Origin of the sequence: Rickettsia philipii str. 364D (assembly GCF_000283995.1) — a bacterium.
Taxonomy (GTDB): Bacteria; Pseudomonadota; Alphaproteobacteria; order Rickettsiales; family Rickettsiaceae; genus Rickettsia; species Rickettsia rickettsii.
In genome coordinates this window covers 1,256,265-1,281,463 of sequence record NC_016930.1, presented here as the reverse complement: position 1 = coordinate 1,281,463, position 25,199 = coordinate 1,256,265, and the positions used below count along the sequence as shown (strand labels likewise).

Sequence of the window (25,199 nt, the reverse complement as noted above, 5' to 3'; positions counted from 1 at the left end):
GTAATTTATAATATTTAATTGTCGGTATTTTAATTCTTGTGGTGATAGTAATATGTTTTTGTGGTTATAAGTTCTTGTTTAATAAACAACCTGAATCAGTTGCAAATGATTTTGAAAAAGAATTAGCAGAATGTGATAAAGCTATAAAACAAAATCCGAATGATGCATATATTGGATATGGATTTAGACTAAGAATACTGGGACTTAGATTTCCTGAAAAATATGAGTTGGCCCTTGAAGTTTATAACAAAGCAATTGCACTAAACCCTAATCATTTTCAGGCTTATCTTAATAAAGGAGCGGTATTAATTCAGTTGGGAAAATACGATTTAGCTTTAGAAGCTTATAATAAGGCAATCGAAGTAGATCCAAGTCATCCTTATGCTTATAACAATAAAGCAGAAATATTAAGAAAGCTTGAAAAATACGATTTATCTCTTGAATCATACAATAAAGCATTAGAATTAGAGCCAAATGACTCTGAGACACAAGCTCAAATACAAGCATTAGACATGCAAAAGGCTAAATAATAGTCATAATAAATTATGACTATTATAACGTACATATTAATTTGGTCATTATTATTATAATATACACGTTATAATGGTCAAGCACTTATAACCTAGTTATCTAGTGGTACCGGAATTCCTACTTTTGTAAGTTTAGCTCCTTTTGGCTTTTTAATTCCTACAAATTTCTGTTCTTCTTGTTTTCGTAGTTTTTTTCCTATTTTTGCAGCTTCTCTGCTACCTTTAAGAGCACTTTTTACGGGCTTTGTGTTAATATTCGTAACACCTTTTGAAGTCTTAATACTTTTCAAATCTTTATCAAAATATTTTACGTTTGTAGCAATACTTAAATGGTAAACTCCGCTACCTTTTTGTATAAACTGATTTTGATTTTGTAAAGCTTTACCTTCTAAATCTAAGAATTTACCATCTTTACCAAAATCACCTACTTCTCCAACTTTTGTACCACTAAGATCATATGCGTAAAGTTTTTCTTCATGGAAATCTAGGTTGTTTAAAAAGTTCTCTATAGAATTCTTATCATTAGTAAAATTGCCTAATTCATGGGTGCCTATAATTTTCTCTTCTTTGCTTACTACTTTTTTCGTATTTTTAATAATTCCAAGATAGGCTAGAGCTTTTTTAAACTTACCCAAATTACGCTTTACCTCAACTTCTACAGGTCTAGAAAATTCTTTTTCTTTTACTTCTTCAACTTCTCCTATAACTAATTGCCCATCTATGGGGCTGTCCAGTTCATCTTTAAAATGAATTAATTTGGCATTTTACTCTATTTAAGTCAGTTTCTTCAGTTTGAAAATGTAGATGTTTTTTTCTGGCATAAATTCCTCCTTGAATAAATTGTGGTTTATTTTAAATGTAAAGGAGTAAATTAAATTTTTGCAAGAAGTTTTTATTGTTAGTTATTTCTCAATAAATAAAAAATATTAAGAATTAAAAACTACTGTGCCATCCAGCCGCCATCTATCAAGAGTCCACTACCTGTTATTGATGATGCTTTTTTATCACATAAGAATATTACTAAGTTTGCTATTTCATCAGCTTCTACAAATTTTTTCGTAGCTTGAGATTTAAGGATTACATCCCTTAACGCTGATTTTTCACTTATATGTCTAGCTTTAGCAGTATCTGCTATTTGACCTTACTAATGGTGTGTTGACGTAACTGGGACAGATAGCATTAACTGTAATATTATTCTCAGCCACTTCTAAAGCAACGGTTTTGGTAAGTCCAAGGATACCGTACTTTACTGCTACATATGCCGACTTGAAAGGTGATGCGACATATGCATGAGCGGAAGCGATATTAACAATTCGCCTGAAGCCGTTTTTTCATAATCTGTATTGCATATTTTTTAGTATAGAAAGATGCTATTAAATCTATACGCAAAATTTGCTCCCATTTATCTTCAGGAAATTCATCGATAGGAGCAACATGCTGAATACCTGCATTATTTACTAATGTATTGTCATACCGTGGCTTGTACCAGCCAGCTAAATCGTCATTGCAAGCAGAGCCATAGGCTGTGTGGCAATCTCAGAACTTTGGCACTAGATTGCTTTGTCAATTACTTACGTAATTTCCTCGCAATGACAAGAAAATTAGAACCATGCAACAAAGCTGATCAAGTCACGGGATGACATATTTAATCAAGTAATATTTGTCTTTTATTTAAAAGTAACTTATATTAGATTACACTTAAAGAAGTAATGTATAAATCTATGGAAATTGTTAATAGTGTTGATGCATCTGTATCTTGCCAGGGCAAAGAACCTCCATATGACCATCCGAAAGTTTATTTAGAGATAGATAAAAAAAAAGAAGTTATCTGCCCATATTGTAGTAAGAAATTTAAACTAGTAACAAAATGACTATAAAATTTCTGTCAGAAAGTACTATCAACCGAATTGCTGCCGGTGAGGTTATAGAAAGGCCCGCATCGGTAGTAAAGGAATTAGTTGAAAATGCTGTTGATGCAAGTAGTACTAAAATAGATATTATTTTAGAACGTGCCGGTAAAAATCTAATCATTATTTCCGATGACGGTATCGGTATGACTGATAAGGAATTAGAAATTGCTGTTGAACGTCATACAACTTCTAAGTTTGATGAAAGCGATTTTCTAAATATTAATACTTTTGGTTTTAGGGGTGAAGCACTGCCGTCTATTGCTGCTATTAGCAAAATGCTAATTACTTCTAAAAAACGAGATGCCGACAAAGCATTTCAGATTAAGTTAATCGGCGGCAATGAAAAACAAGTTACTATTTCTGTTCATAATGAAGGTACTAAAATAGAGATACGTGATTTATTTTTTGCAACACCTGCACGTTTAAAATTTCTTAGAGCCGATAAAACAGAGCTTGCAGCAACTGTAGGTGTGGTTAAGAAAATCGCTCTAGCACATCCTAAAATTTCTTTTAGTTTAACACATGACGGCAAGAATTTATTAAAACTAAAGGGACAAAATAAAGATGCTGAAACTAACCTAAAACAGCGTATAATTGATGTAATAGGTGATGATTTTATAAAAAACGCCGCTTATATAGACTTCAAAACACCTGATTTCTCTATTTGCGGCTATACTAGTAGCCCGACATATAATAGAGCTTCAAGTGAAGATCAGTTTTTATTTATTAATAATAGACCAGTAAAAGATAAATTATTACAGATAGCTTTAAGGGTAGCATATCAAGATTATTTAGCTCGTGATCGTTATCCGATATGTGCTATATTCTTACAAATCAATCCGCAACTTGTTGACGTTAACGTACATCCGGCAAAAGCAGAGGTTAGGTTTCATGACCCGAATTATGTGCGAAACTTATTAATAGAAGCAATTAAAAATGCTTTAACAAATAAAAGCCATGTTACTTCTACTACTATCGCCTCTGATGCTCTTGAGTTATTTAAAAATCCTTTAGTTAACAAACAATCTCCAGTAAGTAAAGTTATAAACGTTAATAGTAAATCGGCAGATTATAGACCTACTACTCATTCTACACTTAATACAGTTCCTCAAAATCATGTTTGTCAAAAATTAATCGATACATTATCACATGCTAAAATAGAACAAGAAGTAGAAAATCGTATAGAACATGAACAACAAACCCGTAAACAATATAAACTTGGGGCAGCTAAAGCACAACTTCATACGACTTATATTATTTCACAAACCGAAGATAGTATAGTGATTACCGACCAACATGCAGCACACAAACGTTTAGGGTATGAAAAAATAAAAGATTACCTTAAAACGGAAGAGTTAATCAAACAGCGTTTGCTTATCCCTGAGATAGTAGAACTGCCAAATGAAAAAAAAGCAGATTGTTTATATGACCATAGAGAAAAACTATATAAACTTGGTTTAACTCTAGAAAAATTCGGTGAAAAATCTATTATAGTAACTGAAATTCCAAATATCCTTGGAGATGTAAACGTACAAAAGTTAATTCAGGATCTCGCCGATCATTTATCGGATTTTGGCAAGAATATAGCTTTGACAGAGTTAATCGAGCATGTAACGGAAACTTATGCCTGTCATTACTCTATTAGAGCAGGACGAAAATTATCGGCAGATGAAATGAATGCCTTACTGCGTCAAATGGAAAATACGCTGCTTTCAGGTCAATGTAATCATGGCAGACCTACTTATATTGAGTTGAAGCTTAAGGATATCGAACGCTTATTTGGATGGTAACTTGTTTAATTTGAAAAATTTGTGTCATTGCGAACGACTGCAAGGAGTGCGGCAATCTCCGGAAATTAAAACTAGATTGCCACGCTCCTTTTAGTCGTTCGCAATGACGTATCTCTCTTTATTTTGCAATGCCTAGTTTTTACTTGACTATTTTTCAATTTCGTTTTATTCTGCTTTCCTTAGAATAATAAAATAATATCTTGATTTAAGGTGTCAGCTAATGGCAAAGAAAAATAAAAATGTTTTGGTAAGGCTAGTAAGTACTGCCGGCACAGGTGTTTTTTGGGTAAAGAAACGTAATCCGAAGACCCAAACTGAGAAGCTTTCTTTTCGTAAGTATGATAAAGTAGTTAGAAAACATGTTCTTTTTAAAGAAGAAAAAATAAAATAATTGTAAGTAATATAATATGGCAGTAAAAATTCGTTTAGCTAGAGGCGGTGCTAAAAAGCGTCCTTTTTATCGTGTAGTAGTAGCTAACGCAACAGCACCTCGTGACGGTGACTTTTTAGAAAAAGTCGGAACTTATGATCCAATGCTTGCTTCAGATAATAGTGAGCGTGTTGTTTTAAAAAAAGATCGTATAGAATATTGGCTTGGCACCGGTGCTAAACCAACTGAGCGAGTCGCAAAATTTATTGAGCAAGCGGGTGTTACTCTTCCTGAGAAAGTTAAAAAGGAAATGGAAGTGAAAGCAAAAAACCGCAAAGCTAGACTAAGTAAAAAGGAAGCTAAAGAAGCTTAGTTTATAGTGTATTTTCATCATTGCGAGCAGGCATTGACTGTGTGGATCAATTCAGCCCCTGTCATCTCCCGCTATTTGATTGCGGGATTTAGTAAATTTGACTATTACAAGTTATTTTTCTAGATATTGTGGTCAAGCCACGGGTATGACAGCACATATCTCTTCTCTATATTAATATGCCGGATTAGCTCAGTGGTAGAGCAACCGCCTTGTAAGCGGTAGGTCATCAGTTCAAATCCGATATCCGGCACCATCAAAATTTTTCTTGTCATACTGGGACTATCTTTATATAGATACCAAATCGTCATTGCGAGCAGCCGTAGGCTGCGTGGCAATCTCATGAAATAATAACACACTTTTCCTGAGATTGCTTCGTCGAATTACTGTGTAATTCTTCTCGCAATGACGATTTACCAATCCATGCAAGCAAGCTTTCACAAGAATTATATAGAAAAAAACATACAATAGTGACATCCTTTAAAATTTTTATATATGATAGTAATCGATAAAACATCTTATAGAGCTGTGGGATTTGATAAACGTATTAAATTCCTAGTGCTACATTATACACAGTGTGATTTTAAGCAGTCTTTAGATTTTCTAACCGGTGAAAAGTTAAGTAGCCATTATTTAATAAACAATGAAAATCCTGAACATATATTTCAATTAGTAGAAGAGCGTGATAGAGCATGGCATGCTGGAGTAAGTTACTGGCAAGGTCATGAGCGTATTAATGATACATCAATCGGTATTGAAATCGTAAATCCTGCTTTTGAAGTAAATGCAAAAAACAATGATATAGTTTGGTTACCCTATTCGGAAAGGCAAATTAATAGTGTTATAAGTTTGTGTAAACAGATTATTGCTAGATATGATATTAGACCTACTAGAGTAGTTGGGCATTCTGATATTGCTCCAGGTAGAAAACAGGACCCTGGCCCGCTATTTCCTTGGAAACTATTATATGATAACGATATTGGAGCTTGGTATGATGAACAGGTGTTTAACAATCTATTGCCGCAAGTCGATATAACCGATATTGCAGCAATTCAGCAAAAATTTATTACATACGGTTATAAACTTGAAGTTACCGAAATTTTAGACTCTAAAATGAAAGATATTATAATTTCGTTTCAAATGCATTTTCGTCCTAGTAATTTTTCTGGCGATTTGGATGCTGAAACCATAGCAATTTTAGATGCATTAATATTGAAATATAAATCTGAATTAATATGATAAGATTTATAACTATACCGGATTTTGCGGATTATCAAGTTATTTTGAAATTAATGGAAGATTACGTTAACAAAGTAATTAGTGATCATGAGCCGGAAATTATTTATTTAGTTGAACATTCGGAAGTATATACAGCCGGTACTAATTATAAACAAGAAGAATTATTAAATTACGGTGATATTCCGGTAATTTACACAGGACGTGGCGGTAAATTTACTTTTCATGGACCGGGTCAGCGTGTTATTTATCCAATTCTTAATTTAGATTCACCAAATCGATACAAAGATTTAAAGCTATATATAAAAATGCTTGAAGAATGGATTATAAATAGCTTAAATTATTTTGGAATTAAAGCATATATTATTAAAGATAAAGTAGGAATTTGGGTAAAAGTAAGGAAAGATGAATTTGCTAAAATTGCTGCAATAGGTGTTAGAGTAAGAAAATGGGTTACATATCACGGTGTAGCTATAAATATTTCAACAGATTTAAGTAAGTTTAGTGGGATTATTCCTTGTGGACTTGAAAATTCTTTAGTAACATCTTTAAATCAGTTAGGGATTCATGTTGAAATGTCTGAATTTGATAAAATTATTCAAACTGAATTTAATAAAATATTTAAATGATCAGAAAATTTCTACTCACAATTTTTGCTCTTTGGGTCGGTGGTTTTGGTTATTATTTATATTTAATAAATTCTTATAAGCTTAATAGTAATACCACTAATGCAATAATAGTATTTGTAGGAGGAGGACATAAAATTGAAACCGGTATTGCTTGGCTTAAGGCAGGTTATGCACCTATATTATTTATTACTGGTATAGAATCTACAGAGCAATTAAAAATTTTGTTAAAGGAACGTAATGTTATAGAACAGCAGGTAATATTTGCTCCGAATAAAATAATGTCTGAAGAAGATAATATTAAGAAAGTGGTTGATTTTATTGTAACTTACAATCTTACTTCAATAATTTTAGTAGAGCATAATTATAATATGCCTTTTATGCTAAATAAGCTTGAGAAAGCGATTCCTTCTTCTAATAATATCTATATAGTACCATATCCTGTTTTTTCCAAACAAAAATATGATGTGTTATTAAAATCCTATCATCGTTATTTAATGAGTATACTCGTTTAATTTGCTTCTTTACTCTTTTCCAGTACAATATTTTAGAACGGCTACGTCAAATAATGCAGAAATTAAAGAGCCTATTATTACTGCAGCTCTCATAGAGTTTGAAGGGCAGCTGCTCTCAAACGTTACTACCTATAAATAAACTTAGGGTAAATCCAATCCCTCCAAGTATAGCTATAGAATAAAATTTTAACCATGAAGTATCACTTGGTAAATTACAGAGTTTAAATTTTACAAATGGATATGAAAATAGCATAATACCTAATTGCTTACCTACAGATAAACCAAATATTATCCCATAAATTAAAGCAAGTATTGAGTTGGAACAAATGCCTTTAAATGCAAAATATTCTAAAAGGATACCGGAATTCATAAATACAAAAAGCGGTAAAATAAAGTAATTTACAAAAGGACGAATTAAGTTTTCAAGTTTTTTAAAAGAAGTGTTAAATTCTCCTTTTATATTAACAGGTATAAAAAGTGCTATAATGGCTCTGCATAAGGTATCGTGAATACCTGACTCCACCATACTAATCCATAATAATAAACCTACAATTATATAATAAAATAATTGTTTAACTTGTCGATAATTCAATATAAACAAGATGAATATAATTATAGAAGAAATTAATAATGCCAGAGTATTGATTGTTTTAGCATAAAACAAAGCTAGTATAATTAACGCAAAAGCATCGTCAATTAATGAGAAACCTATAATAAAAGCTCGTAATTCTAAAGATATATGTCGGCTGAAAAAAGATAAAATACCAAGGACAAAAGCAGTATCAGTTGCGATAGGAATAGCCCATCCTTTTATTAATCCCGGTTTATCGTAATTAAAAAACATGTATATTAAGACAGGAATTACCACACCTCCAAGGGCTGCCGCTGCAGGTAATATTAGTTTTTTTATTTTTATGTTCACCTTCTACTAGGTGAAATTTCATCTCTAAACCTATTAATAAAAAGAAGAAAGTCATGAGACCGTCATTAACTAACTCTATAAAAGTTGTTTTTTGTACTTTTATAAGCTTGTATAATTAAGTGTAAGAAGATATAATTATTAATTACAAAAAAATATCTAAGCAATTCTTATGTTAGCAGAACAGCAAACCGAATGGATTGAATGGATTATCAGCAATAACCTTGTAAATAAGGGATGGCATATAGATAATGATACTAAAAAGAGTTTATTTCCAAAAACCACAATCAAAAACAGAACAGACAAGATTAAACGGAAAAAGACCGGATCATATCTTATATGAAAGTAATCTATTGCAATAATAGAAGCAAAAAAGCAGGAGTGGATTTAAGGCAAGCTTTAGATCAAGCAACGGAATATGCAAAATTGCTTGATGTACCTATAGTGTTCGCAATGAATGGAGCTTACTGCGAAACTCGTTTTTGTTGCTAATAATAAAGAGCTTATATTAAACGGTGATGAAGTAAGGGAATTACTACATGAAAAAGAATTATTATCTACTTTTTTAGAAGCAAGCAGTAATGAAGTTTGGACTATACCGAAAGAAATTAAAGTATCACGTGAAGAATTAATATAGATATTTGAAAACTTGAATAATCTTTTAAGAAATGAAGGGCTCCGAGCAGAAATAGAAAGATTTAGCGAATTTGCAAATATATTATTCTTAAAATTATTAAGTGAAAACAACGAAAAATCCTGTGGAATAATATCAAAGCACAATCAAACGATGATATTATCGGTTACATTAATAGCTATGTTATAGAACAAATTAAGAATAAATACGGTGGTGATGTTTTTACGCCTATTTCTCTAGGCAATTACATTACTCTCCGCCACATTATCGATGCAATTGATCCTCTTATTTTATCTACGATAGATACAGATATAAAAGGCGACGTATTCGAGTATTTCTTAGAAAAAACTACATCAACGGAAAAATGATTTAGGCGAATATTTTACACCGAGAAATATCGTTAAAACCATTATTAATTTGGTTGATCCTAAATTTAAAGAAACAATTTATGATCCTTTTTTGGTACCGGTGGGTTCTTAACTGAAGCTTTTAATTATATCAAAGAAAATAATATAATTAATACCGATGAAGATTTAGAAAAATTAAGATTTAATACATTATATGGGCGAGAGTTAACCAAAACCGCTAGAATCGCTAAGATGAATATGATTTTGCATGGTGACAGACAGAATGCAGCAAATAAATAGTCTTGAGAACCCTAATGATGTTAAACCCTTAACTGATCAGCAGTTAAAGTTTGATATAATTGTTACTAATTGCCATTTTCTCAAGCTATCACTAAAAAAACTAGCAAAAACGGCAAAATTATAACAGAAAATCATATAACTTCTCTTTTTAATAACGGCATTGCAAAAAATAACGGTGATGCTGCTTGTGTTTTGCATTGCCTGCAAAATTTAAAAGAGGGTGGTAGAATGGTATTGGTAGTACCTGAAGGGTTCTTATTCAGAAAAGACACCTCTGCTGTGCGTCAATTTTTACTATCAAAAGCAAAGCTGCAACTCGTTATCTCTCTACCGCAAGGTGCTTTTTTACCTTATACAGGAGTAAAAACGTCAATACTTTATTTTATCGATGCACATAAACCGAATAATCAAAAAGAATATTGGTTTTATGAGGTTAAGAATATCGGCGTTACGTCTAGACAATAAAAAAAGAAAAATTGTCGGTATAAATGATTTAAACAGGCGAGGATGGAAAATTAAATTTATCTAAAATGCCTTTTATAGATCTCGATTTTTATCAAATAGCTAAAAAGGATTGGTGAAAAACAATGATATTTTATGTGTAAAGACGGAGCATTAACGGGTAAAGTGTGTTTTGTATATGATAAAATTTTACCGCAAATAGGAGTAATGGTTAATGAACATGTTTATATTTTTAGAGGGAAACCGAATATTATACATCAATCTTATTTATTTTATTGTTTAAATATAGCGATTAAATCAAATTAATAAGAACTTAGCTTATAATAAAGGTGCTCAGCCTGGTTTAAATAGAGAACATATAAACTCAATTTATATTCCTCTTCTGTCTCTAGAAAAACAACAGAAAATTATTGAAGAATTGAATAGCTATCAAAAGATAATAGAGGGGGCAAAACAGATAATAGATAATTGGCATCCTTATTTTGAAATAAATAAACAATGAGAAATTGTTAAATTTGGCGATATCGTTATCAATAAATTAAAAAGTAATATTTTATCTCTTGAGCATAAGGAGTATACAACATTAATAGTAGGTAAAAAAGGTAAAATGATTAACATTAATACTGCAATTAAGGGGGATATTCCAGTAATAGCATCTGGTTGGGTTAGTCCTTATTCACATAATCAATATAATTTTAACGGTAACATAATCACTATTTCTTCATCGGGAGCATATGCTGGATATATTTGGTATCATAATTCACCAATGTGGACTTCAGATTGTAACGTAATCTATTCAATTAATGAAAAACTATTGTTAACTAAATATCTATATTATATTTTAAAATCTCAGCAAAATATAATATACCAAAAGCAAGCTGGATCAGGTCAACCTCACGTTTATTTGAAAGATTTAGAGGATTTACAAATTCCTATCCCGCCTCTTGAAGAACAGCAAAAAATGGTAACAGAGCTTGATAATAATCAAAGTAAGATTGACAACCTTAAAAACTATATAAAACAATTTGAAAACAAACTAAAAACCACATTAAATTCTCTTTGGCAATAATTGATGTACATTAACTACTTAAAAGATTTGATTAGTTTTAAGTCTGTAACTCCTAAGAGCGATGGGGCTATTGAGTATATTAATGATTTGCTTAAACAGCACGGCTTTAAGACCGAAATAAAAATATTCGGTGATTCTAAAAGTGAGCAAGTCACTAATCTTTATGCTGTTTTCGGTAGCAATGAGCCTAATATTTGCTTTGTTGGTCATGTAGATGTAGTGTTGGCAGGCAATCATGAGCTTTGGCATAATGCGAGTCCATTTAAAGTTAGCCAGCAAGATGGTAAGATATATGGCAGAGGTGCGGTGGATATGAAAGGGGCTATAGCGTGCTTTCTAGCTGCCAGTTTAGATTTTATAAAAAATAATACCGATTTTAAAGGTTCCATTAGTTTCTTACTTACTAGTGATGAAGAGGGAAAAGCAAAGCATGGTACTAAAGAAATGCTGCAATATATTTATGATCAAGGATATAAGATAAATTTTGCTATTGTCGGTGAACCTACTTGTGAAAAAGAAATAGGCGATGCAATTAAGATTGGCAGAAGAGGAAGTGTTAACTTTAAATTAAATATAGAAGGCTTAAGCGGGCATGTAGCTTATCCTCATAAAGCAAATAACCCATTGCCTTGCTTAATAATAATATTGAATGAGTTAACAAATATAAAACTTGATGAAGGTACTGAATTTTTTCAACGTTCAAATCTTGAAGTAACGAATATCGAGGTCAGTAATAATACTTCAAACGTAATTCCGGCAAGTACGGAAGCATCTTTCAATATACGTTTTAATAATTTACATAGTGCAGAAACTTTAGCAAAACAGGTAGAAGAAATTATTAAACAGCATTGTAAAGAATATAAAGTAGATTATAAGTTAGAATATAGTAGTTCTGCTGAAAGTTTTATTCAGAACCCTAGCGATAAAATAAAAGAATTTGCTAAAGTAGTAGAGCATACGCTTAAAATAAAGCCTGAATTCTCTACAAGCGGCGGTACGTCGGATGCAAGATTCGTCAAAAATTATTGTCCGTTAGTAGAGTTTGGTTTATTATCCGAAACGGCACATAAAATAAACGAATACACAAAAATTAGCGATTTACAAAAATTATATGATGTGTATTATAACTTTTTGATGGAAATACTTTGATGTAATTCCCGCAGAGGCAGGAATGACATAGAATCCATGCAACAAGGCCACCCTTTTACAGGAATGGCATTACCATACGCGGATGTGATGGAACTGGTAGACATGCAAGATTTAGGTTCTTGTGCCGTGAGGCGTGGGGGTTCAAGTCCCTTCATCCGTACCACTTAAATTTTCTCATAAAAAATAACATAAAATTTTTATGCAGCAATTTAGTATTTATCAAACAAGCGATGAATTGCTTCTAAAATCGATATTGCTTCTGATAGAAAAATGCTATCACTCTGATCTTAAAAGCGTGATATTAACTGCAGATGCAGATCAACAAGAAATGCTCAATAAAAATCTTTGGACTTATTCACGTAAGCAATTTATACCTCACGGTAGTAAACTTGATCCGCAGCCTGAAAAACAGCCGATTTATATTACCGATGAGTTACAAAATCCTAATAATGCTAGTGTGCTTGTTATTATTTCGCCTACAGATATAGGAAAAATTTTACAAGCAAAAGAGTATATAAGAGTTTTCAAAAGGATAATTATAATAACTGATTTACCCGAAGATTTAAAAGAATTAACAGTTAAAATAAATAAATTTACCGAACAGGAAAACAAAATAGATTGTTTTACTCAAAATCCTCGTGGAGCTTGGAATAAAGTAGTCTAATAAATTTATATTCTTTTACGTACAAATAAATATAATCCGATCGTTAAAGCAATAACCAAATTGAAATAACAAGCAAAAATAAAATCTAGATTTTTTGAAGCAAAATTTTGTAATATAAAATGAATTGAAGTAACTAGCAATACTGTTAAGGCAGAAAATAATACCGGCATAAAAGTTGTTTTTTTGCTATAAGGATATCTCAAAAAAACTGCAAGTGCTACAAAAGGTAATACAAAATTGTATAAAGGCCAAATTATTCTTTGATGTGCTTCAGCAATTAATTTAATTTTTTTAGTAATAGCTAAATCATGAGGAGGGGCAAGTAATTCGCTTATATAATATTCGTTTGCTTCTTTATTATGTTTAGTTCTTTGTGATACTAAAGGATTATCATTTTGCAGTTTTATCATTAAAGAATCGAAAGTTAACTGAGTTAAATTACCGTTTACGTCATATTCTTGTCTTATGCCTTTATTAAGTTCAAAAATCGGGCTATTATCATATATATTAAGAGTACCTGAACCCGCAAATACTACTGATGGGTTATCAGCGTTGCGATTATCAAATATTATTACGCCGTTCATAATATTTCCTGCTGATTTTTTATCTATAAAAACAGTGATATCTTTCGTTACTTTATTAAAAGTTTTCTCTTCAATCATACTTGAGATATAATTATTCTTTATAAAGTTTAAACGTGATTTTAAGTTTATATGAGATAACGGCAGGATTTTAGAAGATATATAATAAGCAAGTAGCATCACTATTAATGCGACATATAAAGCAGGCAGTGCTAGCTGTACATTATTAACTCCTGAAGCTTGTAATATAATTAATTGTCGCTCGACTTTTAAATTATTATAGATATAGATCACGGTAATAACCGTTATTACCGGTAACAGAATAAATAATAAAGTAGGAAGTACTAAAACTATTAAACTGAAGAAGTCCATAACTTTTATACCTTTATCAAATAAATATAAAAGTTTTAATATTTGCGTTATCCATACTATACTAGTCACTGAAAAAGTAACGACTATAAGCAGCGGTAAGATATTTTTTATAAAGTATTTTCGGTATAGTAGCATAATGTTTGTTTGGTTTTTTGATGTCATTCTCGTTTTTAGCTAGGAGCGACATCAAACGCTTTTCAAAAACTGTCCAGTACTATGGATGGTTAGATGGTTTTTGGGGGAACTCGTTCCTGGTTCATTTCAAAATAATTAAAAACCAAGTGTACTGTTTGAACCTAATTGTATTAACTCCAATGTGTCAGCATCGGGTTTTCTATAAATTAATACTAAATCCGGTTTAATATGACAATCTCTACAATCTTTCCAATTACCTATAAGGGCATGATCTCTCATATGTATAGGTCATGTTATATCAGCAACCAAGTATCTAACTGCTTTCAGTAAAATATCATCCAAATTTATTCCACGTTTAAACAGTGCAGTACGTTTAATCGTTCTCATTTAAATCAGATAACAAATTATTGATATTACCAACATGAACTAATTTGCCGCTTCTTGCAGCTTTCATAGCTTTAATTGTTTCATCATTTGGGATAAGTGGTTCAAACGGCAATGCTTTTTCACGAGCAACACGAAATAACAGCATACGAACAGCATCAGATAAAGTAAGTCCCATAGCAGCAAGCACTAAAGCTGCTTCTTCTTTCACGTCTTCATTAATACGGGCTCGCACAATAGAATCAGCAGACATAAAAATTTTCTTTCAATAATGTAGCTACATTGTAGCGTGCATATAAAAAACTTTCAAGATTAAAAAACAAGTTTTTTATATGTTTTTTCTTAATTACTGCCTCATTAATAGAAAATCCCCGATCTTTCTTATTATATGATTTGCAAAGATGCGATAAATTAACTTACCTATCAGTATTGTTATAAATGCAATAATAATGCCGTAGATTATATCACTTGGGTAATGCATAGCAAGGCTTATGCGAGATAAAGACACGAGCACAATAACACAAATCATTAAGATTTTTAATGGTAATTTTATATAATTCCAAGCAAAATACGTTACTAACACGCTAAGAGCTGCGTGGCTGCTTGGAAAGCTTGAAAAGCATCTTTCGTTTGCAGTATTTATTATGGTCATGAAACTATCTACAGGAAGACTGCAATAAGGGCGAGGGAAATTAACTGAAAATTTAAGAGCGGTAAAAATTAAACCGAATACCCCGTATATTATACCGATTTCAACTAACTTATTATAATTGTGCCAGAATTTATTTTGCCGCTTCTTATCATTTTTGGTTTTCTTTAATTGAATATAAAAATATATACAGTATAAAATATATATTAAAACGAAATTAGCGATATTAAAACAAAACGAAATTATTTTAAAAAAATAAGGTATAAAGCCGATATTAGTAATTTTATTCAAAAATAAGAATATTTCTTGATTTAAGCCGCAAAAATTATAAAAAACTTCAAACATTATTTTAAATATTTATGTTACAAGTAACAATACTTGGGTGTGGAGCATCTATAGGCGTACCGATGATCGGGTGCGATTGTAGTACTTGCACATCTCCTTCAAAGTACAATAAAAGGACTAGATCAGCAATATATATTAACGATGAACATAGTCAAATATTAGTTGATTTCGGTTTTGATATTAGAAATCAACTATTACGAGAAAAGATAAATAAGCTCGATTGTGCTATATTAACACATTATCATTCCGATCACGTTAACGGCATCGATGATTTACGAGTATTTACTTTTATGCAAGGCAAGCCATTTGAAATCTATACAGATCACGATAGTACGGCAAAGCTCCATACAAAATTTGATTATCTATTTAACAATAAGTTATTTAAGCTTGGGCGACTGTTCACAACTCAATCTGTTAGTTTTTTTGATAAAATTAAGATTAATACTATCGAAATACAATTTTTTAGACAGCATCACGGTCCTATAGATAGCTTGGGCTTACGTATAGGTGATTTCGTTTATTCGCCCGATTTAATCGATTTTCCTCCTGAATCAGATAAATTTTTAAAAGATATAAAAATATGGATATTAGATTGTATGGATTATAAATCAAATCCGAATCATGCAGGGCTTGACAAAGTTCTAGAATGGCGTGAAAAATATAAACCTGAGCAGATATTATTAACCAATATGAGACACACGATAGATTATCATGAGATTACGAAAATGCTTCCAAATAACGTTAAGCCGCTTTATGACGGTTATAAATTTACGGTCTAGTTTATGATTATTTTAGAAAAAGTTTGTAAGCGTTATGGCAAGAATTACGCAATTAAGAATATTGATTTAAGTTTTACTACTAAGGAAACTACTGTAATAATCGGTCCTTCGGGAAGCGGTAAAACTACTCTGCTTAGAATTTTAAATAATTTAGAAGAACCAAGTAGTGGTACTTTTTTGGTAGACGGGAAGAAGCTACTGCTTAAAAATAGAAGAAAGCTTCTTTTAAAAGTTGGTATGGTTTTTCAAAATTTTAATCTATTCCCGCATTTAACGGTAGGAGAAAACCTAATCTATACGCCGGTAAATGTTTTAAATTTGCCAAAAGAACAGGCAATTTCTATGGCAAAGGAATTGCTTGCAAAATTTAAGTTAACGCAAAAATTTGACTCATATCCGGCAAGCCTATCAGGAGGGCAAAAGCAACGCACCGCAATAGCAAGGGCTTTAATGATGAAGCCGAAAATTTTGTTATTCGACGAACCGACTTCGGCACTCGATCCTGAAAATATTAAAGATGTTATAGAGAATATAAATTTATTAAAAGATCAAATGAGCATGGTAGTGGTCACGCACCATTTGAAGTTTGCAAAATTAATAGCGGATCGTGTTATTTTTATGGATCAAGGACAGATTTTAGCAAATCAGCCTGCCGAGGATTTTTTTAATAAACCGGCATCGCATCGAGCTAGGTTGTTTTTAGAGAATATCGGCGATTTAAGGTGATTTTCTTGATAAAGATAAAATGATAGCCTATAATTAGTATTAATTATAGGTATCCTCAATGAATTTAAAAAACTGGCTACGTCGTCTAAATAAGTTCGCAGGTAGCCACGTATTAAGGATACGCTCCGCTCCTAGTCTTGTAGACTCCTTGCTCTTTTCCAAGTTGATCTTCGTATAACTTTCTTCGTTTACTTGGAGTCAATAATGGAACATATTCATGCAAATCTAGCAGTTAGTATATCAGAATTTAAAAAAAGCCCTACTGCATTATTGGATAAGGCAAGTGGTGAGCCTGTTGCCTTATTAAATCATAATAAACCGACTGCTTATCTAATGCCAGCTGAATTATATGAGCAAATTATTGAAGCTTTAGATGACAAATATTTATTAGAGCTTGCTACTATTAGATTAAAAGATAAAGAAAAGGCAATAGCGGTTAATTAGTATATAATTTGTTTAGAAAGCTGGATTCCTGCTTTCGCAGGAATGACATAGAATCAATAAATAATATCGCCATATGAATAAAAAGCTTATCCATTTTTTAGTATAATGTTACTATTATCACATCGTACAGTTTTGGCATAGACATGAGTATAATGACCGCAAAAACTAAAAAACTTGAATTACAAGGAGGAGCAATTGCAATTTTATACAAAGGTGAAGTTATTTATAAAACAACTTTTGGAAATCAGAAAGGTAATAGTGGAGTTATTTATGGATAAAACTTTATTTCCTTTAGCATCGGTTTCAAAAGCTGTTTCAGCAACGGCAATTGCATTAATGGTAGATCAAGAAAGTTGAGATTTTGATGAAAAATTCAAATTACCATAACTAAAAATGCTATTAGTCTTAATAATATTTTAAGCCATACAACAGGTTATCAATTCTCAGGAAATATTGAAATTGAGCAACGTTGCTAAAAAAACAACAAGCTAGTTGTAAACCCGGGCAATGCTATAAGTATAGTAACATATTTTAGTTTACTTGAAGAAGCTTTAAATTGTAAAAAATCAAGTTTAAATGCTGCAATAGATAATTTGCGTACAACGCTTAAAACGCAAAATATACAAATATTACCGCTAGGGCCCCGAATGTACAACTTGCTTATCCGCATTCTAAAGCAATAATAGACGGACAGGAGGTAATAACATTGCTGCCGTTTCCGCCTTATTACCCAAAGACGGTACCTGCATCTGTCGGTATTTTTGCATCGATAGATGGAATGATTGAAATATTCACACTTAGTTTTGGTTATAAACCGAATCTTATTGCTAAAAGTACTTTAGATCGTATGTGTAAAATAGTAAAATCAAACAAAGATGTTTTTGGATTTAAATGGTAACCGATTTGGCCTATTGATCAAAAAATGATTGAGTCATATTATGCTCTTGGATGGCGTATTCTTAAAGTAAAAGGATGCTCAAATAAGGATTTAATTTTTCACTCAGACTATATAATTAACGGTATTAATTCTTTTATTGGCTTTATACCGTCAGAAGAACTTGGAATTATTATTCTAGTGAACCAAGAAGGTAGTTTTCCACTTAAAAATGGGCTGGGACTTTGGTTTGATTATATAGATTAAAATTTATATACTCAGATAGAACTGCGTATACCTATTCTTTATTTACTTGTAGTATATTATATGAATAAAAAACTCATAAAACTTATTTTTATCATTTGTAGCACCGTAATTGTAACCGGTTTATTATACAAATATATCAATCAACATTATCCAAAATTTTTTAAAGCACCACAAAATATAGGGAGTTTTTGTGCGTCATTATTAATATTATTTAGTATAATTTACAGTACTATTAGCCAAAATGAAATACGCAGATTTTGTTTGCAATTAGCAATGTGGGCAGTAATTTTCTTAGTTATAATAACCGGTTATGCTTTTAGGTTTGAGCTGAACTACGCTTATCATAGAGTAATGTCTGCTTTAGTTCCATCATATAAATGGTCTACTGAAGTCGGAGAAATTATTATAGCCCGTAGCAGAGACGGGCATTTTTATATCAATGCTTTTGTAAATAACGTTAAAATAAAATTTATGGTAGATACAGGGGCAAGTGATATAGCTTTAACTAAAGAAGATGCTCAAAAATTAGGCTTTGACTTAACTAAATTAAAATATACTAGAACTTATCTAACAGCTAACGGCGAAAATAAAGCCGCCCCTATAACCTTAAATAGTGTAGTAATCGGTAAGGAATTTAAGAACATCAAAGGACATGTAGGTCTTGGTGACCTTGATATTTCGCTTCTTGGTATGTCGCTACTTGAGCGTTTCAAAGGTTTCAGGATTGATAAGGATTTATTGATCTTGAATTATTAAACTTCTTGCATAACTTGCTTCTAAAGGCAATTTGTACGTCGATCCTAATCCCTAATCTTCACGTATGTCTATATATGCTGCAGCGGCAAGTGCTTCCGTGTATCCTTTAAATTTCTCTCTATAAACTGCTTTGGAAAGATGTCTATTTTTTACAAATTTCCTTTTTATTAAGAAATAGTTAAATTGTTAATTATTTCTTGGCCTTTATATCAAAAAGTGCTAACATGCCTTTTTTAAATAAAAGGGGTTTTGTGTATAAATCTAAATATGACGAAATCAATTTGTTTAATGCTATTTACAATGAAGACATTAAGAAGATCAAAGAACTTGTCAATAATAAGATTATAATATTGATGTTGTTAAACTTTATCTACAAGATGCTTGTAATTTGAAAAATTTTTTAGAAACCGGTAAAAAAGAGCTAACAGAAGAGCAAAAAGAAAAATTAGAGCAAAAGTTAGATAAACTAAACGATATGATTACCCCTTCTCTTAAGGATAAAATAGGGATAAAACGCTATTGAAATATAAAGAAATATATAATGATGACAACAATGAAGAATATCAAATATTAAAAGAGAAACTTAAAGTTTTGCCTGAGATAGTGCAAACAGAGCTTAACGAGATGTTGGGGATAATACATCTTATTGTGATGATATGTTGTGAATAAATATGGATACCAAATCGTCATGAGCTAAGCAACTAAAGACGTTGTTGCGTGGAGCAGTTTTTCCGTCATTGCGAGGAAATTTACAATAGTAAATTGACGAAGCAATGGGAAGAATTCCTGAGATTGCCACGCTCACTAACGTTCGCGTGCAATGACGACTTGTATCCACTCTCAACACGATCTCTTTGCAAGAATGACATAAGAGCCGTGTTAAAACGGCATTTTAAAGCCTGGTGGTAATCTCATACCGTTTAAAGCTCCTGATAAAGAATTTTGAGAATCTTCATCACATTTTTGTTGAGCATTATTAAAGGCAACTTTAATTAAATCCTCAAGCATTTCTTTTTCTTCTGCTTTTAATAAAGATTCATCAATTGAAATCTTTTCAACTTCGCCTTTACCGGTTGCAATAACCTCAACAAGCCCGCCTCCGGCTTTACCGGTATATCTTGCATTTGCCATTTGCTCTTGAGCTTCTTGCATTTTCTTTTGCATTGATTGGGCTTGCTTTAAAAACTGATTAAAATTTACCATAATTCTATCCTATATATTTTTAGCTTTTAAGTAAAATATCCGAAATTGTTATATTTGGGAAATGTTTTTTAATTAAACCAAAATCGTTACTTGCTTCAATCTTACCAATTAACTGATTCTTTAAGGTTTGCTTGTTCTGCTCTTTTATTATTATTATCTCAAACTTTTCATTAGTAAAAGCAGCTAACAAATCGTCTATTTGTCTTTTTATTTTGCTTGTAACTTTAAGACTTACGAACTCTAATCTATTATTACTGAGATTTTTAAGTTCCGTATGATTGAGCAGGAAATAATATATATCTATCTCATTATTTTTATATAAATATTCAAGAAAATCTACAATTTCAAAATTTTTTTTTATTTCCGGATTAATTGATTGATTTAAATTTTGATTATTACCGTCAAAATCTGTAAGCAAGGGTAGCGACGTCGAATATATAGATTTTATAACTAACATTTCCGTTTCTGTTAGTTGGTTATAGGAAATTTTTATTTCCCCTACTCCCTTATTATATATTTGCCATAAGATTGATAAGTGTGGCAAGCTGGTTTTATCTAATATGTTTTTAGTTCTATCATTAAATGATTCATATATAGGCAAACTATAATTAGGTAACATTTTTACTTTATTAAGATAAGCAATAAAATCTGATGCCGATTCTATAAAAATCTCAAGATTAACCGAAGAACCGTAAAGTTTATTTATTAAATTTATAGCTTTTTCCGTCTCTCTGTGGACAATATATTCGACAAATTCTATTATAACCGAACTATCGACAAGCCCAAGCATTTGATTAATTACTTGAGGACTAATTATATTGTCAGATTTTACCGACATACTAGCTGCTTGATCTAAAATAGAGACTGCATCACGTGCCGACCCTTCCGATTTGTAAGCTATAATTCTTAGTGCTTCTATATCGGTTTTTAAATTTTCTTGCTTAGTTATATATTCAAGTAGCTTAAAAATCTCTTCAAAACTCAACCGCCTTAAATCATAACGTTGACATCTTGAGATAATAGTTGCAGGTATCTTTTGTACTTCCGTCGTTGCAAAGATAAATATTATATGAGGTGGTGGTTCTTCCAGTGTCTTAAGAAGTGCATTAAATGCCCCTTTAGAGAGCATATGCACCTCATCAATAATGAAGATTTTATGCTTACCTTGTAGGGGCTTATATTCGGCGGATTCTATAATTCTACGTATGTCATCTACGCTAGTTTTACTTGCCGCATCAATTTCGATTATATCAGGGTGATTATGATTATTAAAGCTGATGCAATTCGTACATTGCTCGCATGTTTTAATAGTCGTATTTTCGGTAATTAAAGCAGAACAGTTGACAGCTTTAGCAATAATTCGGGCGGAAGTAGTTTTACCGACTCCTCTAATACCTGTTAAAAGATAGCCTCCGGCGAGCCTATCGTTTAAAATAGTATAGCTTAAAACTTTAACTAATACCTCTTGCCCCTGAAGCTCGGCAAAGTTACTAGGACGATATTTCCTTGCAAAAGGAATATATTGATTTGATGAATTTATATCTAGCACGATAGTTATAAGACTTTATAAAAAATTTATTTTGTATATGTTTTACTGAGAATTCCTGCTTTCGCGGGAATGACATAAAACGAGCCGCCTTAATGACATCAAAATTAGAATAATGCTAGTAATGACCCATCGAATCCCACTCTGGCTGCTTCCTTTCAGACCTGACCGACTAAACAGGTACAATGCCCACTACTAGCATAATTAACATAACCTGTTTATTTTTAAGAAACAATATATTTTTTTTCTATTTCCGATTTTGTTAATCTTTTAGGAGGACCGAATATTTCAGGGTTTTTTATTTTAAACAAATCATCGGAAAATTTTTGTACTTTAGCTATTTTATCAAAAGTAATAGTGACTATATTATTATCTTCAAATATTTTTAATGCTTCAATTTGTTGAGTAGCTTTATTAAAAGTAATTTCGCTACGTTTTTCTGTTAGAGTATGATAGATAGTAATTTTAGAAATATTTCTTGCGTTAATTACCGCTTCAAAAACAAAATCCTTGTCAAAATGCTCATTATCTTCTAATAAAAAATTAAATGTATTTTCGCTTCTATTAATACGGCTTACTTGCTCCATATCATAATCATACATCGATACGAAATTTTTAGTACCTATTATAACTAAAGGGAAAGGAGGATAATAATTACATCTAAAATTATAAGGTTTATGGATCAGTAATTTTCCTTTAACTATTTTACCGTACGAATCTTCTTGAGTAAAATCTATCGCAACCGATTTTATCTTACGTAGATAAGTTTTTAGCTCCGAAATAGCTGTTTTATCATCTGCCCCAAATGCTAAGCTTGAATTCACAAAAAGATAAATAATGATTAGAAAAAATATTTTTTTCATTTTCGTTGTTTTATATTTTAAATTATGTTTAAAATACCTTATGTATTCAGTTAATGCAAAATATAATTAGTATTTATGAAAATCGTTGCTTTAAAAGAAAAAGCCAAGAATGAAACACGAGCCGTAATAACTCCTGAAGTAGCAGGATTGCTAGTCAAAAAAGGCTATACGGTTATGGTAGAAAAAGATATAGGGCTTCATGCCGGTTTTCTTGATGAAGAATATGTTGCTCTAGGTGCTAAAATATCTTCGGTACCACTCGAAATTATTTCTGATGCTGATATTATATTAAAGGTGCAACCTTCATCCGTTACGGATAAATATAGTGAGCTTGAATTTGCAAAAAAAGGAGCAATTATTGTAGGATTATTATCGCCTTATTTAAATCATGAATATATAAAAGCGGCAGCTAAAAAAAACCTTACGACTTTTGCTATGGAGTTTGTGCCGAGAATTACTAAAGCTCAAAATATGGACGCTTTATCTTCTCAAAGTAACTTAGTAGGCTATAGAGCGGTAATTGAAGCAAGCTATCATTATACAAGGGCTTTTCCTATGATGATGACGGCAGCAGGGACGATTTCACCGTGTAAAACTTTAGTGCTTGGTATCGGTGTTGCCGGTCTTCAAGCTATTGCAACGGCAAAAAGGCTTGGTAGCATTGTTGCAGGATATGATGTAAGAGCTGCTACCAAAGAGCAGGTAGAAAGCTTAGGAGCTAAGTTTGTTTCACCGGAATTACAGGAGGATTTACAAGATAAATCAGGCTATGCTTACGAGAGTTCGGAAGCTTATAAAGCTAAACAAGAAGAGTTTTTAGCAAAAATTATTAAAGGATATGATATAGTGATTACTACTGCACAAATTCCGGGAAAAAAAGCACCTCTGCTTGTTACGGAAAAAATGCTAGAATCTATGAAGCGCGGCTCAGTGATTGTTGATATAGCGACTAGTACAGGCGGGAACGTGGAAGATTCAGAACCGGATAAGATCGTTACTAAGCACGGAGTTACCATAATAGGTTTATCAAACCTTGCTACTAAAATTGCTACCGACAGCTCAAAATTATATGCTAAGAATTTGTATAATTTTCTAACCTATGCATTGCAAGACGGTAAGTTTAATATGGATGATGCGTTAGTACGTGAGATGTTGATTACTAAAGACGGAAAAATTGTGAGTGAGAAATTAAATATATGAATCAATTACCGACGATGGCTAAACAGGCTGCTGAAATTGCCCATAATACCCAAGAATTATCAGATAAATTAAAAGATTTGGTAATAGATACTAGTTGGCAAACAAACACAAGTACTATAGATCCGCTAGTATTTGCTATAACTATTTTTGTATTAGCTTCTTTTGTGGGCTATTATGTTGTGTGGAAAGTAACGCCTGCACTCCATACTCCGCTTATGTCTATTACTAACGCTATTTCAGGTATTATAGTTCTTAGTTCTATGATTGCTGCAAGTAGCTCTGCTTTTGGGTTTCCCGGTCTACTAGGGTATTTTGCAACGCTGCTTGCTTCTATAAATATCTTCGGCGGATTTATAGTAACAAAAAGAATGCTCGAGATGTTTAAGAAGAAGTAATTAATAATGTCATACCTGCGTTGTTGATACCCAAATCGTCATTGCAAGGAGCAGGGGTTGTTACATGGATCGAAAAACCTACTCGATGTCGTTCCTAAGTAGGCGGGAATGACATAACAAGCCATACGGTTAACGTTTATAGTGACAAAAAAATCAAATTAAAGTTCTAGTTCTTTATATTCAACGGTAACTACTTCGTATGATTTAGATCCTTTCGGTGTTGTAACTTCTACAAAATCACCTACCGATTTTCCAATCAAAGCTTTTGCTATAGGGGAAGCGATTGAAACTCTTTTTCTAGTTATATCGGCTTCATATTCTCCTACAATAATATATGTTACTTCTTCTTCAGTATCGTCGTCGATCAAAGTAACCGTAGCCCCGAATTTTATGTTATCTCCCGATAATTTACCAATATCAATAATTTCCGCTCTTGCCGTCATATCTTCAAGCTCTTTAATACGCCCTTCTATAAATGCTTGTTTCTCACGTGCCGCTTCATATTCCGCATTCTCGGATAAATCGCCGTGTTCTCGTGCTTCTGCTATATCTGCACTAATTTTTTTACGTTCTACATGTTTTAAATGTTTAAGCTCGTGTTCTAATTTTTCAAAACCTTTAGCAGTGATAGGAAATTTTGTATTCATAATTATATTGTATAGATTTAGTAATTTTAGTATACTATTTTCAATAATATAGATTTCAGCAAGTATATTTGTAATAGTGAAATTTGTCAAATAAGCCTTTTTAATTATTTGGCATTGCCTAAATATTGTCATTGCAAGTGGT

At 31.8% G+C, this 25,199-nt stretch carries 34 protein-coding genes, 2 tRNA genes, 1 other RNA gene and 4 pseudogenes; 28 read left to right on the top strand and 13 right to left on the bottom strand.

Annotated elements, in window-relative coordinates:
• Window positions 1–74 precede the first annotated feature (74 nt).
• On the top strand, window positions 75–530 hold the full coding sequence (locus RSA_RS10505) for a tetratricopeptide repeat protein (RefSeq protein ID WP_014365109.1): 456 nt from the start codon (window positions 75–77) through the stop codon (window positions 528–530).
• A 92-nt stretch (window positions 531–622) separates the two neighbouring features.
• On the opposite strand, the gene RSA_RS06755 is transcribed toward RSA_RS10505, so the two are convergent.
• From RSA_RS06755 to RSA_RS10150, 3 genes and pseudogenes are all read right to left on the bottom strand, one after another.
• Complete coding sequence (locus RSA_RS06755; RefSeq protein ID WP_014365108.1) at window positions 623–1,165, bottom strand: hypothetical protein; 543 nt, start codon at window positions 1,163–1,165, stop codon at window positions 623–625.
• 305 nt (window positions 1,166–1,470) lie between these two features.
• A pseudogene (locus RSA_RS10385) lies at window positions 1,471–1,834 on the bottom strand (SDR family oxidoreductase).
• Window position 1,835: 1 nt separating this feature from the next.
• The gene (locus RSA_RS10150) at window positions 1,836–1,955 is read right to left on the bottom strand and encodes a hypothetical protein (RefSeq protein ID WP_252081324.1); all 120 of its coding nucleotides are present in this window, start codon (window positions 1,953–1,955) and stop codon (window positions 1,836–1,838) included.
• A 284-nt stretch (window positions 1,956–2,239) separates the two neighbouring features.
• Here RSA_RS10150 and RSA_RS08185 point away from each other — a divergent pair, with 284 nt between their 5' ends.
• The 8 genes from RSA_RS08185 to RSA_RS06720 all read left to right on the top strand — a co-directional run bounded on the left by RSA_RS08185 (window position 2,240) and on the right by RSA_RS06720 (window position 7,347).
• A complete protein-coding gene (locus tag RSA_RS08185) occupies window positions 2,240–2,401 on the top strand; it encodes a zinc-finger domain-containing protein (protein ID WP_081498238.1) in 162 nt (53 codons plus the stop codon).
• Window positions 2,398–4,230 carry a DNA mismatch repair endonuclease MutL gene (mutL, locus tag RSA_RS06750; protein ID WP_014365106.1) on the top strand — a complete coding sequence of 611 codons (1,833 nt, stop codon included), beginning with the start codon at window positions 2,398–2,400 and terminating at the stop codon, window positions 4,228–4,230. The genes RSA_RS08185 and mutL overlap by 4 nt, the downstream gene beginning before the upstream one ends.
• Window positions 4,231–4,450: 220 nt before the next feature.
• The gene (gene rpmG / locus RSA_RS06745; protein WP_004997072.1) at window positions 4,451–4,621 is read left to right on the top strand and encodes a 50S ribosomal protein L33; all 171 of its coding nucleotides are present in this window, start codon (window positions 4,451–4,453) and stop codon (window positions 4,619–4,621) included.
• A gap of 16 nt (window positions 4,622–4,637) precedes the next feature.
• Window positions 4,638–4,973 (top strand): 30S ribosomal protein S16, encoded by a 336-nt coding sequence (gene rpsP / locus RSA_RS06740; protein ID WP_004997078.1) that lies wholly within the window; start codon window positions 4,638–4,640, stop codon window positions 4,971–4,973.
• A 178-nt stretch (window positions 4,974–5,151) separates the two neighbouring features.
• Window positions 5,152–5,226: transfer RNA gene (locus RSA_RS06735), tRNA-Thr, on the top strand.
• Window positions 5,227–5,465: 239 nt separating this feature from the next.
• The gene (locus RSA_RS06730) at window positions 5,466–6,209 is read left to right on the top strand and encodes an N-acetylmuramoyl-L-alanine amidase (RefSeq protein WP_014365105.1); all 744 of its coding nucleotides are present in this window, start codon (window positions 5,466–5,468) and stop codon (window positions 6,207–6,209) included.
• Entirely contained in the window at window positions 6,206–6,835 is a 630-nt protein-coding gene (gene lipB / locus RSA_RS06725) for a lipoyl(octanoyl) transferase LipB (protein ID WP_014363356.1), read from the top strand. The genes RSA_RS06730 and lipB overlap by 4 nt, the downstream gene beginning before the upstream one ends.
• Window positions 6,832–7,347: a YdcF family protein gene (locus RSA_RS06720; protein WP_012151464.1), complete on the top strand. Its 516-nt coding sequence runs from the start codon at window positions 6,832–6,834 to the stop codon at window positions 7,345–7,347. The genes lipB and RSA_RS06720 overlap by 4 nt, the downstream gene beginning before the upstream one ends.
• A 115-nt stretch (window positions 7,348–7,462) precedes the next feature.
• Here RSA_RS06720 and nhaA read toward each other — a convergent pair.
• A pseudogene (nhaA, locus tag RSA_RS06715) lies at window positions 7,463–8,324 on the bottom strand (Na+/H+ antiporter NhaA).
• A gap of 399 nt (window positions 8,325–8,723) precedes the next feature.
• On the opposite strand from nhaA, the gene RSA_RS09855 reads away from it, so the two are divergent.
• The 9 genes and pseudogenes from RSA_RS09855 (at window position 8,724) to RSA_RS06675 (ending at window position 12,891) form a co-directional block, all read left to right on the top strand.
• Window positions 8,724–8,903: a hypothetical protein gene (locus RSA_RS09855; protein WP_014365100.1), complete on the top strand. Its 180-nt coding sequence runs from the start codon at window positions 8,724–8,726 to the stop codon at window positions 8,901–8,903.
• Window positions 8,904–9,296: 393 nt separating this feature from the next.
• Window positions 9,297–9,380 carry a hypothetical protein gene (locus RSA_RS10145; RefSeq protein WP_255374167.1) on the top strand — a complete coding sequence of 28 codons (84 nt, stop codon included), beginning with the start codon at window positions 9,297–9,299 and terminating at the stop codon, window positions 9,378–9,380.
• 17 nt (window positions 9,381–9,397) lie between these two features.
• Window positions 9,398–9,547, top strand: coding sequence for a hypothetical protein (locus RSA_RS10140; protein WP_331270654.1), 150 nt, complete (start codon window positions 9,398–9,400; stop codon window positions 9,545–9,547).
• Window positions 9,548–9,616: 69 nt separating this feature from the next.
• Window positions 9,617–10,012 (top strand): HsdM family class I SAM-dependent methyltransferase, encoded by a 396-nt coding sequence (locus tag RSA_RS09845; protein WP_014365098.1) that lies wholly within the window; start codon window positions 9,617–9,619, stop codon window positions 10,010–10,012.
• A gap of 112 nt (window positions 10,013–10,124) precedes the next feature.
• Window positions 10,125–10,315, top strand: a pseudogene (locus tag RSA_RS09135) (hypothetical protein).
• Window positions 10,316–10,616: 301 nt separating this feature from the next.
• On the top strand, window positions 10,617–11,078 hold the full coding sequence (locus RSA_RS09835; RefSeq protein WP_014365097.1) for a restriction endonuclease subunit S: 462 nt from the start codon (window positions 10,617–10,619) through the stop codon (window positions 11,076–11,078).
• A gap of 3 nt (window positions 11,079–11,081) precedes the next feature.
• Window positions 11,082–12,227 carry a succinyl-diaminopimelate desuccinylase gene (gene dapE, locus RSA_RS06685; protein ID WP_014363353.1) on the top strand — a complete coding sequence of 382 codons (1,146 nt, stop codon included), beginning with the start codon at window positions 11,082–11,084 and terminating at the stop codon, window positions 12,225–12,227.
• Window positions 12,228–12,305: 78 nt separating this feature from the next.
• A tRNA-Leu gene (locus RSA_RS06680) sits at window positions 12,306–12,390 on the top strand.
• Between the two features lie 36 nt (window positions 12,391–12,426).
• On the top strand, window positions 12,427–12,891 hold the full coding sequence (locus RSA_RS06675) for a DNA polymerase III subunit chi (RefSeq protein WP_012151453.1): 465 nt from the start codon (window positions 12,427–12,429) through the stop codon (window positions 12,889–12,891).
• 5 nt (window positions 12,892–12,896) lie between these two features.
• Here RSA_RS06675 and RSA_RS06670 read toward each other — a convergent pair whose 3' ends face one another.
• The 4 genes and pseudogenes from RSA_RS06670 to RSA_RS06655 form a co-directional block, all read right to left on the bottom strand.
• Entirely contained in the window at window positions 12,897–13,979 is a 1,083-nt protein-coding gene (locus RSA_RS06670) for an LptF/LptG family permease (RefSeq protein ID WP_014363352.1), read from the bottom strand.
• A gap of 135 nt (window positions 13,980–14,114) precedes the next feature.
• Window positions 14,115–14,366, bottom strand: a pseudogene (locus RSA_RS10380) (type II toxin-antitoxin system YafQ family toxin).
• The gene (locus tag RSA_RS06660; RefSeq protein ID WP_012151450.1) at window positions 14,353–14,616 is read right to left on the bottom strand and encodes a type II toxin-antitoxin system RelB/DinJ family antitoxin; all 264 of its coding nucleotides are present in this window, start codon (window positions 14,614–14,616) and stop codon (window positions 14,353–14,355) included. The pseudogene RSA_RS10380 and the gene RSA_RS06660 overlap by 14 nt, the downstream one beginning before the upstream one ends.
• Window positions 14,617–14,709: 93 nt before the next feature.
• The gene (locus RSA_RS06655) at window positions 14,710–15,357 is read right to left on the bottom strand and encodes a phosphatase PAP2 family protein (RefSeq protein WP_014365095.1); all 648 of its coding nucleotides are present in this window, start codon (window positions 15,355–15,357) and stop codon (window positions 14,710–14,712) included.
• A gap of 14 nt (window positions 15,358–15,371) precedes the next feature.
• On the opposite strand from RSA_RS06655, the gene RSA_RS06650 reads away from it, so the two are divergent.
• The 8 genes from RSA_RS06650 to RSA_RS10135 all read left to right on the top strand — a co-directional run bounded on the left by RSA_RS06650 (window position 15,372) and on the right by RSA_RS10135 (window position 19,726).
• Window positions 15,372–16,136: an MBL fold metallo-hydrolase gene (locus RSA_RS06650; RefSeq protein ID WP_014365094.1), complete on the top strand. Its 765-nt coding sequence runs from the start codon at window positions 15,372–15,374 to the stop codon at window positions 16,134–16,136.
• A 3-nt stretch (window positions 16,137–16,139) separates the two neighbouring features.
• Complete coding sequence (locus RSA_RS06645) at window positions 16,140–16,862, top strand: amino acid ABC transporter ATP-binding protein (RefSeq protein ID WP_010977895.1); 723 nt, start codon at window positions 16,140–16,142, stop codon at window positions 16,860–16,862.
• 204 nt (window positions 16,863–17,066) lie between these two features.
• Window positions 17,067–17,306 carry a type II toxin-antitoxin system Phd/YefM family antitoxin gene (locus tag RSA_RS06640; protein ID WP_012151447.1) on the top strand — a complete coding sequence of 80 codons (240 nt, stop codon included), beginning with the start codon at window positions 17,067–17,069 and terminating at the stop codon, window positions 17,304–17,306.
• 195 nt (window positions 17,307–17,501) lie between these two features.
• Window positions 17,502–17,663 carry a serine hydrolase gene (locus RSA_RS08700; RefSeq protein ID WP_012262644.1) on the top strand — a complete coding sequence of 54 codons (162 nt, stop codon included), beginning with the start codon at window positions 17,502–17,504 and terminating at the stop codon, window positions 17,661–17,663.
• Window positions 17,664–18,012: 349 nt separating this feature from the next.
• Window positions 18,013–18,204 (top strand): hypothetical protein, encoded by a 192-nt coding sequence (locus RSA_RS06625; protein WP_012262643.1) that lies wholly within the window; start codon window positions 18,013–18,015, stop codon window positions 18,202–18,204.
• A 24-nt stretch (window positions 18,205–18,228) separates the two neighbouring features.
• Window positions 18,229–18,447, top strand: a complete 219-nt coding sequence (locus tag RSA_RS06620; protein ID WP_014365093.1) for a hypothetical protein — start codon at window positions 18,229–18,231, stop codon at window positions 18,445–18,447.
• Between the two features lie 60 nt (window positions 18,448–18,507).
• Entirely contained in the window at window positions 18,508–19,203 is a 696-nt protein-coding gene (locus RSA_RS06615; RefSeq protein ID WP_014365092.1) for a TIGR02281 family clan AA aspartic protease, read from the top strand.
• A 388-nt stretch (window positions 19,204–19,591) separates the two neighbouring features.
• Complete coding sequence (locus RSA_RS10135) at window positions 19,592–19,726, top strand: hypothetical protein (protein ID WP_014365091.1); 135 nt, start codon at window positions 19,592–19,594, stop codon at window positions 19,724–19,726.
• Between the two features lie 356 nt (window positions 19,727–20,082).
• Here RSA_RS10135 and RSA_RS06610 read toward each other — a convergent pair whose 3' ends face one another.
• From RSA_RS06610 to RSA_RS06600, 4 genes are all read right to left on the bottom strand, one after another.
• Window positions 20,083–20,406 (bottom strand): YbaB/EbfC family nucleoid-associated protein, encoded by a 324-nt coding sequence (locus RSA_RS06610; RefSeq protein ID WP_012151438.1) that lies wholly within the window; start codon window positions 20,404–20,406, stop codon window positions 20,083–20,085.
• A 19-nt stretch (window positions 20,407–20,425) separates the two neighbouring features.
• Window positions 20,426–21,955, bottom strand: a complete 1,530-nt coding sequence (dnaX, locus tag RSA_RS06605) for a DNA polymerase III subunit gamma/tau (RefSeq protein ID WP_014365090.1) — start codon at window positions 21,953–21,955, stop codon at window positions 20,426–20,428.
• Window positions 21,956–22,062: 107 nt separating this feature from the next.
• Window positions 22,063–22,156, bottom strand: an RNA gene (ffs, locus tag RSA_RS08165) — signal recognition particle sRNA small type.
• Window positions 22,157–22,176: 20 nt separating this feature from the next.
• Complete coding sequence (locus RSA_RS06600; RefSeq protein ID WP_012151436.1) at window positions 22,177–22,815, bottom strand: outer-membrane lipoprotein carrier protein LolA; 639 nt, start codon at window positions 22,813–22,815, stop codon at window positions 22,177–22,179.
• Window positions 22,816–22,890: 75 nt separating this feature from the next.
• On the opposite strand from RSA_RS06600, the gene RSA_RS06595 reads away from it, so the two are divergent.
• Complete coding sequence (locus RSA_RS06595) at window positions 22,891–24,015, top strand: NAD(P) transhydrogenase subunit alpha (protein ID WP_014365089.1); 1,125 nt, start codon at window positions 22,891–22,893, stop codon at window positions 24,013–24,015.
• Window positions 24,012–24,410, top strand: a complete 399-nt coding sequence (locus RSA_RS06590; RefSeq protein ID WP_010977888.1) for an NAD(P) transhydrogenase subunit alpha — start codon at window positions 24,012–24,014, stop codon at window positions 24,408–24,410. Before RSA_RS06595 ends, RSA_RS06590 begins: the two co-directional genes overlap by 4 nt.
• 158 nt (window positions 24,411–24,568) lie before the next feature.
• On the opposite strand, the gene greA is transcribed toward RSA_RS06590, so the two are convergent.
• Entirely contained in the window at window positions 24,569–25,057 is a 489-nt protein-coding gene (gene greA, locus RSA_RS06585) for a transcription elongation factor GreA (protein ID WP_004997127.1), read from the bottom strand.
• Between the last annotated feature and the right edge of the window lie 142 nt (window positions 25,058–25,199).